General features: G+C 70.5%; 1 protein-coding gene. It reads left to right on the top strand.

Annotated elements, in window-relative coordinates:
* Positions 1-36: 36 nt before the first annotated feature.
* Positions 37-6,765: a DnaJ domain-containing protein gene (locus HR086_RS43435; RefSeq protein WP_217442190.1), complete on the top strand. Its 6,729-nt coding sequence runs from the start codon at positions 37-39 to the stop codon at positions 6,763-6,765.
* The last annotated feature ends 33 nt before the right edge of the window (positions 6,766-6,798 follow it).

Below are 6,798 nucleotides of genomic sequence, written 5' to 3'. Positions count from 1 at the left end.
GGGTCGGTGGGTGGGGACCCCACGCTGGCGAATGCGTTGTTCGGGGACCTGGCGCCGCTGCACCAGACGGACTGGGAGCTGGCGGCGATGACGCGCGAGGAGCGGACGGCGCGCGCCGAGGAGCGTGAGCATCGCTCGCCGCTCGACGTGCAGGCGACGCTGGAGCAGGCGCACCAGGAGGTGGAGGCCGCGGCGATGGCGTCCATCCAATCCGCGCGAGGAGGCGAGGACTGGGGCGCGGCCGTGGCGGGCGGCGAGGGCGAGGCTTTTGATGAGGGTGCGCTGTCCGCGGGCGAGGTGTTCCGGGCGGAAGGGGATGACGCGGGCGCCGGGGCCGTGGCGAGCGCCGACGCGGGTGCTGCCGCTGATGCGTATGCAACTGGCGCTGATGGCGGGGCTTCCGCCGAGGGCTACGATGGTGCTTCACCCGAGGGGCATGACGCAGGGGCGTACGGTGGTGGTGCCGCTCCCGAGGGTCATGACCCCGGTGCGTACGGTGGTGCCTCTCCCGAGGGTTATGACCCCGGTGTGAACGGTGGTGGTGCCGCTCCCGAGGGCTATGACCCCGGTGCGTCCGGTGGTGCTTCTCCCGAGGGGTATGACGCAGGAGCGTACGGAGGTGGTGCCTCTCCCGAGGGTCATGACCTCGGTGCATACGAAGGTGAGTCCTCTCCCGAGGGGCATGACCTCGGTGCGTACGGTGGTGCTTCTCCCGAGGGTCATGACCTCGGTGCATACGAAGGTGAGTCCTCTCCCGAGGGTCATGACCTCGGTGCGTCCGGTGGTGCTTCTCCCGAGGGGTATGACGCAGGGGCGTACGGAGGTGGTGCCTCTCCCGAGGGTCATGACCTCGGTGCGTACGAAGGAGAGGCCTCTCCTGAGGGTCATGACCCCAGCACATACGGTGGTGCCTCACCTGATGGTCATGACGCAGGTGCGTACGGTGGTGCCTCCCCTGAGGGATATGACCCGGGGGCTGTCTCTCCCGAGGGTCATGACGCAGGTGCGTACGGTGGTGCTACCCCCGAGGGATATGACCCCGAGGCTGCCTCCCCCGAGGGGTATGACTCCGGTGCATACGGTGGTGCTTCTCCCGAGGGCTACGACCCTGGTGCGTACGGTGGTGCTACCCCCGAGGGATATGACCTCGGGGCTGCCGCCCCCGAGGGTCATGACGCAGGTGCATACGGTGGTGCTTCCCCCGAGGGCTACGGCCCAGGTGATGCCTCCTCGGAGGTTCATGCCCCCGGCGCGTACGAGGCGGGCACGGCGACTGGCTATGACTCCCCGGCGCATGGAACAAGCTCGGAGCCCTACAGCGAGGAGGGATATGAGGCGGGTGCGTATGGCGGAGACTCGCTGACGGGATACGACTCCACCGAGCCAGCCGGGGCCTCGGAGTCCTACGGCGCGGATGGCTCGACGGCGAGTGCCTACGAGCACGGAGGCGCGGGTTTCGCGGAGGGCACGCTGGGCCCGGACGCGTTGGCCGCGGCCGGCGGGCAGGACCTGGATGGTGCCGCGACGGATGCGCTGGATGAAGCGGCGATGGACGCGGCGTACGGGACCGACGAAGCGTCGACTGCTCCGAGCGCGGACATTGCTCCGGCGAGCGAAGGCGCATCATCGCTGGGACTCGAAGGGTGGGGCGGGCAGTCCGGGCAGGGAAATGTCGCGACCCCCGGGAGCTTGGATGATGCGTTCTCCGAGGGCTTCGCAAGCGCGGTGACGGGTGACGGGAGCCCGGGTGGAGTGAGTGGTCCTCCCACGGTCCTGTATGGCGTGAGTACTCCAGAAGCTGGGGCACTGACGGACTGGACGGCTGCACAGCCGGATGCGGGAGGTGAGGTCGAAGCCTCTCCGCCACTGGGGAGACTCGCCTGGACAGAGGAGGCCGTTTCCGCGCCGGCGTCACGGCCGGTGGCGGTGGCGCCTCGGCTCGGGGACGAGGGGTTCTTCGACGTCGACACTCCAGCGTCCTCGCAGGGAGATGCGCTCTCCGCGGCCGAAGCAGAGCTGGCCGCCATGCGCGATGTGGGAGCACGGCCGTCCGTGCCGCTCGAGGCCTCACCGTGGACGGAGTTGCCACCGGACCCCGAGGTCGAGAACTCCGCGAAGGAATTCGCCGAAGCCGACGATGTGTCTCAGGCGCCGAAGGGAGAGCCAGTCGCGGAGGCGTCGACCGAAATCGAATCCGCGCCGACCGACGGAGCGGAAGAGGAGAGCCTGCCCGCCTCGCCGTGGGACGTATTGGAGGCGGAGCTTCAGGCCAAGGTTCGACAGGATGACCCGACAGGTGCTCCCGTTGAGCCCCCGGCCGCAAGTGTTGGCGCGGACTGGTTTGACTCGGAGCCGGCTGGTGCGGAGGCTGCGGCGGTAGCGAGTGCTCCCACTGACGCAGCTTCGGTGGACGCATCGGCGAGCGAGCCCGAAGGGCAATCACGGGCCGAGGCCACCGATGAATCGGCGGACGGGTCTGGCGCGGAGCCAGGAGCCGAGGCCGCCGGAGCGAACGAGGCGACGGACTGGTCTGGCGCGGAGCCAGAGGCCGCCGGAGCGAACGAGGCGACGGACTGGTCTGGCGCGGAGCCAGAGGCCGCCAGAGCGAACGAAGCGACGGACTGGTCTGGCGCGGAGCCCGGAGCCGAGGCGTCTGGCGCAAACGAGGCGACGGACTGGTCCGGAGCAGAGCCCGGAGTCGAGGCCTCTGGCGCGAACGACTCGACGGACTGGTCCGGAGCGGAGCCCGGAGCCGAGGCAGCCAGAGCAAACGAGTCGACGGACTGGTCCGGAGCGGAGCCCGAGGCTGTCAGCGCAAACGAGTCGACGGACTGGTCTGGAGCGGAACCCGGATCCGAGCCTTCCAGCGCGGATGTGGCCGGAGGCTGGTTCGATTCTGAAACAGGTGACGTGCAGTCTCCGACGGGCACTGTCTCCGATTCGCTCCCCACGGAAGTCGAAGGCGTCGCGTCGCTCGATGCGAGTCATCACGCCACGGATGCGGCTGTCCTCGCGGCCGACGGTGTCACGGCGACGGCGTCGGACGCCTCGGCGGGATGGTTCGACTCCGAGCCGGAGGGCGCCGCGCCAGGCGACTCGTCCCCTGGCGCTGTGTGGTTTGACTCGAACACGGAGGACACCGCCTCGGACGTGTCTGGCCAGTCAAGCCAGCACACGACGGCGCCGGGGGCTGAGTACTGGCCCGCGTCCACCGAATCGGAGTCGGTACACAGGGCGGACACGGAGCCTGAAGGCGCCGTGGAGGACACGTCCCTTCCCGAGTCGAACGCCCGGCCGGAGGAGTTCGAGAAGCAACTGGAGGAAGCGCATGAGCGCGTCCGCTCACTGAGGGCCTCGCTGGAGCAGGAGCTCGCGTTTCGTCAGGACGCCGAGCGTCGAATCGAGGAGTCGCGCGAGCTGAGCGAATCCCTGCGAGGTGTCCTGGATCGTGAAGCGGCCCTGCGCGTGGAAGCCGAGGCCGTGCGCGACCGGAACGGAGAGCTGTTCCAGTCGTTTCAGGCGCGTCTCGCCGAATTGGAAGAGGAGCACGCGCGAGAGGCCACGCTGCGTGCGGAAGTGGAGCAGCAGCTCGACGAGGCTCGTGCGCGGGAGTCGGAGTTCGCGACGGCCCAGGCTCGAGAAGAGAGCCAGCGGCGAGAGCTCGAAGCGGAGCTGGAGCTGTCGCGGCGGCGAGAGTCCGAGCAGGACGTTCGGAGTGGCTCCGAGGTGGAGTCCCTCCGCACGGAGCTCGCGGACCTCCAGGAGCGTCTGGACGCGGCGGAGGCTCGAGCGGAAGCCGAGGCCCAGGCGCGTGCGACGGTGGACGCCGCCGCGAAGGCGGCCTTGGCGCGCATCGAGACGCGCGAGCAGGACTTCATCGAGCTGCGGGGCCTGCTGGATGCCGCGGCGACGGAAGCCCGAGAGCTCACGCGGTTGAGGGTGGAAGACCTCGCGCGAGTGGAGGCCAGGGCGAAGGAGGCGCTCCTCGCGAGGGACGATGCGCAGGAGCGTGCCGACCAGGAATCCCTGGCACGCTCCGATGTCCAGTCGCGTCTCGTGGAGTTGGAGGCGAGGCTTCAGGAGACGGAGACGCGAGAGGCGGCGGCGGCGCAGGCGCTGAAGGAAATCGAGATTCGGCTCGAATCCGAGGCGGCGGGACGGGTCGAGTCCGAGTCGCGTGCCGAGACGGAGGCGCAGTCACGTCGGAGCCTGGAAGCGCGCGTGAAGTCCGCGGAGGTGGCCCTGGTCGAAGCGGAGGCCCGGGCGGGAGCAGAGGCCCTGGCGCGAGCGGAGGCAGAGGCCCGCGCGGCGACGGCGGATGCGGAGCGAATCGAAGCGGAGACGCGCGCGAAGATGGAATCGCGTGCGCGCGCGGAGGCGGAGGCCCAGGCGGAGCTGGATTCCAGGGCGCGGAACGAAGCCGAGGTGAGAGCGGAGTCCGAGACCCGTGCTCGCGAGGAACTGGAGTCTCGGACGAAGGCGGAGGTCCTCGCGCTCGCGGAGCTGGAGTCCCAGGCTTCGACCGAGGCGAGGGAGCGTCTCGAACAAGAGGTCCAGGCCCGAGCCGAGGCGGAAGCCCGAGCGAAATCCGAGGCCAAGCACCGCGCGGAGGCTGAGGCACGCGCGGAGATTGAAGCCCAGAACCGAGCGGAAGCCGAGGGACGAGCAGAGTCCGAGGCGAAGCAGCGCGAGGAAGCAGAGGCGCGAGCGGAGTCCGAGGCGAAGCAGCGCAAGGACGCCGAGGCGCGTGCCGAGTCCGAAGCGAAGCAGCGCAAGGAAGCCGAGGCGCGTGCCGAGTCCGAAGTGAATCGGCGCGAGGAAGCCGAAGCGCGGGCGGAGTCCGAAGCGAAGCAGCGTGAGGAGGCCGAGGCCCGAGCCGAAGCCGAGGCGAAGCAGGGCGAGGCCGCGGAGGCCCATGCGGAGGCCGAAGCCAGGCAGCGCACGGAGCTCGAGACGCGAGCGGAGTCCGAGGCGAAGCAGCGCGAGGACGCCGAGGCGCGGGCGGAGTCCGAGGCCCGACAGCGAGCGGAGTCCGAGGCTCGAGCGGAGTCGGAAGCACGGCTGCGAGCCGAAGCCGAGGCCCGAGCGGAGTCCGAAGCGAAGCAGCGAGCCGAAGCCGAGGCCCGCGCGGAGACGGAAGCACGCCTGCGCGCCGAAGCCGAGGCGCGAGCGGAGTCCGATGCGAAGCAGCGCGTCGTCGCGGAGACGCGAGCGGAGTCGGAGTCGAGGCAGCGCGCGGAGGCGGAGTCCCGCGCCGCGGCCGAAGCCGAGGTTCGGGCGGAGGCCGAGCTTCGCGCCCAGAAGGCCGCACAGGCGCTGACCGATGCGGAAGCGCGCGCCAAGACCGAGGGCCGTCACCGCACCGCGCTGGAAGTACGTCTGGACGCCGAAGCGCGCCAGCGCGAGGCCATCGAGACCCGCATCGAGGAACAGACCCAGGCGCGAACCGAAGCCGAGTCGCTGTCCGCCCGCCTCGCCGAGCAACTCGCCCAGCTCCAATCTCGCCTGGAGCAAACGGAAGCGGACCTGTCCCAGGTGCGGACGGAGCGCGAGGAAGCGCGCCAGTCCTTGGAGGCACTGCACGCGGAGAAGGCTCGATTGGAAGCGGACTCCGCGGAGGATCGAGCCCGGTCCGAGCGAGAGCGCCTGGAGCTGGAGGAACGAGGCCACCGCGAGGCCGAGGAGGCCGCCGCGCACGCCCGTGCGGCGCTGCTCCCCCTGGAGGCCCCACCGGGGCGCCCCGAACTCGCGGTGTCCCGCAGCGGCAGTGTCACCCAGGAGGGCCTGTCCCGACTGGTGCTCCGCCTCTGCGAGGCGCGCATGGAGGTGCGCCTGGAGCTGAAGGTGATGAACGCGCTGCGCGTGTTGTGGCTCCGGGATGGCTCGCTCGTGGGGGCCGTCTCGTCCGCGTCGGGTGAGTCGCTCATCGACCGTGCCCGCGCGGACGGCCTCATCGACGCGCGGCAGGAGGGCGAGCTGCGGTTGGTGCGCAGCGCCACCACCGGCGCGCTGCTCGACGCGCTCCGAGGCCGAGGCTATCTGCGCGAGTCCGAGTCCGTGCCTCTGGTGCAGCGCTACACGGAGCAGGTCTTCCTGGATGCCCTGGCCGAGCCCTCCACGCTGTACCGGTTGGTGCAGGAGCCGGCGCCGCACGAGGTGGCGCTCGCCGCCGCCACGCGCCCGCCGCTGTTCCTGCTGGCGGAGGCCCTGCGCAACACGCTGACCGCCGAGTCCCTGCTGGCGTCCGCTGGCGGACTCCGCGCCCGAGTCGCCCGAGGTGACCTGCACCTCGCGCCCGACGACTTCGGCCTGCCTCCCAAGGACTTGCAGCTGCTGTCCCAGGTGGATGGTGAGCACACGGTGGAGGCGCTGTTGTTGGGGGCGGGTGTGCCGCAGGACTCGGCCTTGAAGGCGCTCTCGGTGGCGAGGACGCTGGGGCTCATCATCCTGCGGCCCGCGGACGCGGATGACTCCGGAGAGCTACCGCCCGAGCTGGACGTCCGTCGGCTGGAAGCGAAGTTCGAGGAGATTCAGGACGCGGACTACTTCACCGTGCTGGGGCTGGCACGCACGGCGGGTAGCGAGGAGGTCAAGCGGGCCTACGAGCTGCTCGCCGCCGAGTTCCACCCGCTGCGTTTCGCGGGGCATCCGGACCCGGCGCTCCAGCACCGCGCGCAGCAGATTCGGGGTGTGTTGTCCGAAGCCGCCCAGGCCCTGGGGGATGACCGACTGCGCTCCGAGTACGCACGCAGCCTGCTCGACTGACAGGGGGTGGACGTCCCGTGCGCCTGTCTCTTA

Source organism: Myxococcus sp. CA039A (assembly GCF_013336645.1).
GTDB classification, from domain to species: domain Bacteria; phylum Myxococcota; class Myxococcia; order Myxococcales; family Myxococcaceae; genus Myxococcus; species Myxococcus llanfairpwllgwyngyllgogerychwyrndrobwllllantysiliogogogochensis.
This window is presented reverse-complemented; position numbering and strand designations above follow the sequence as displayed.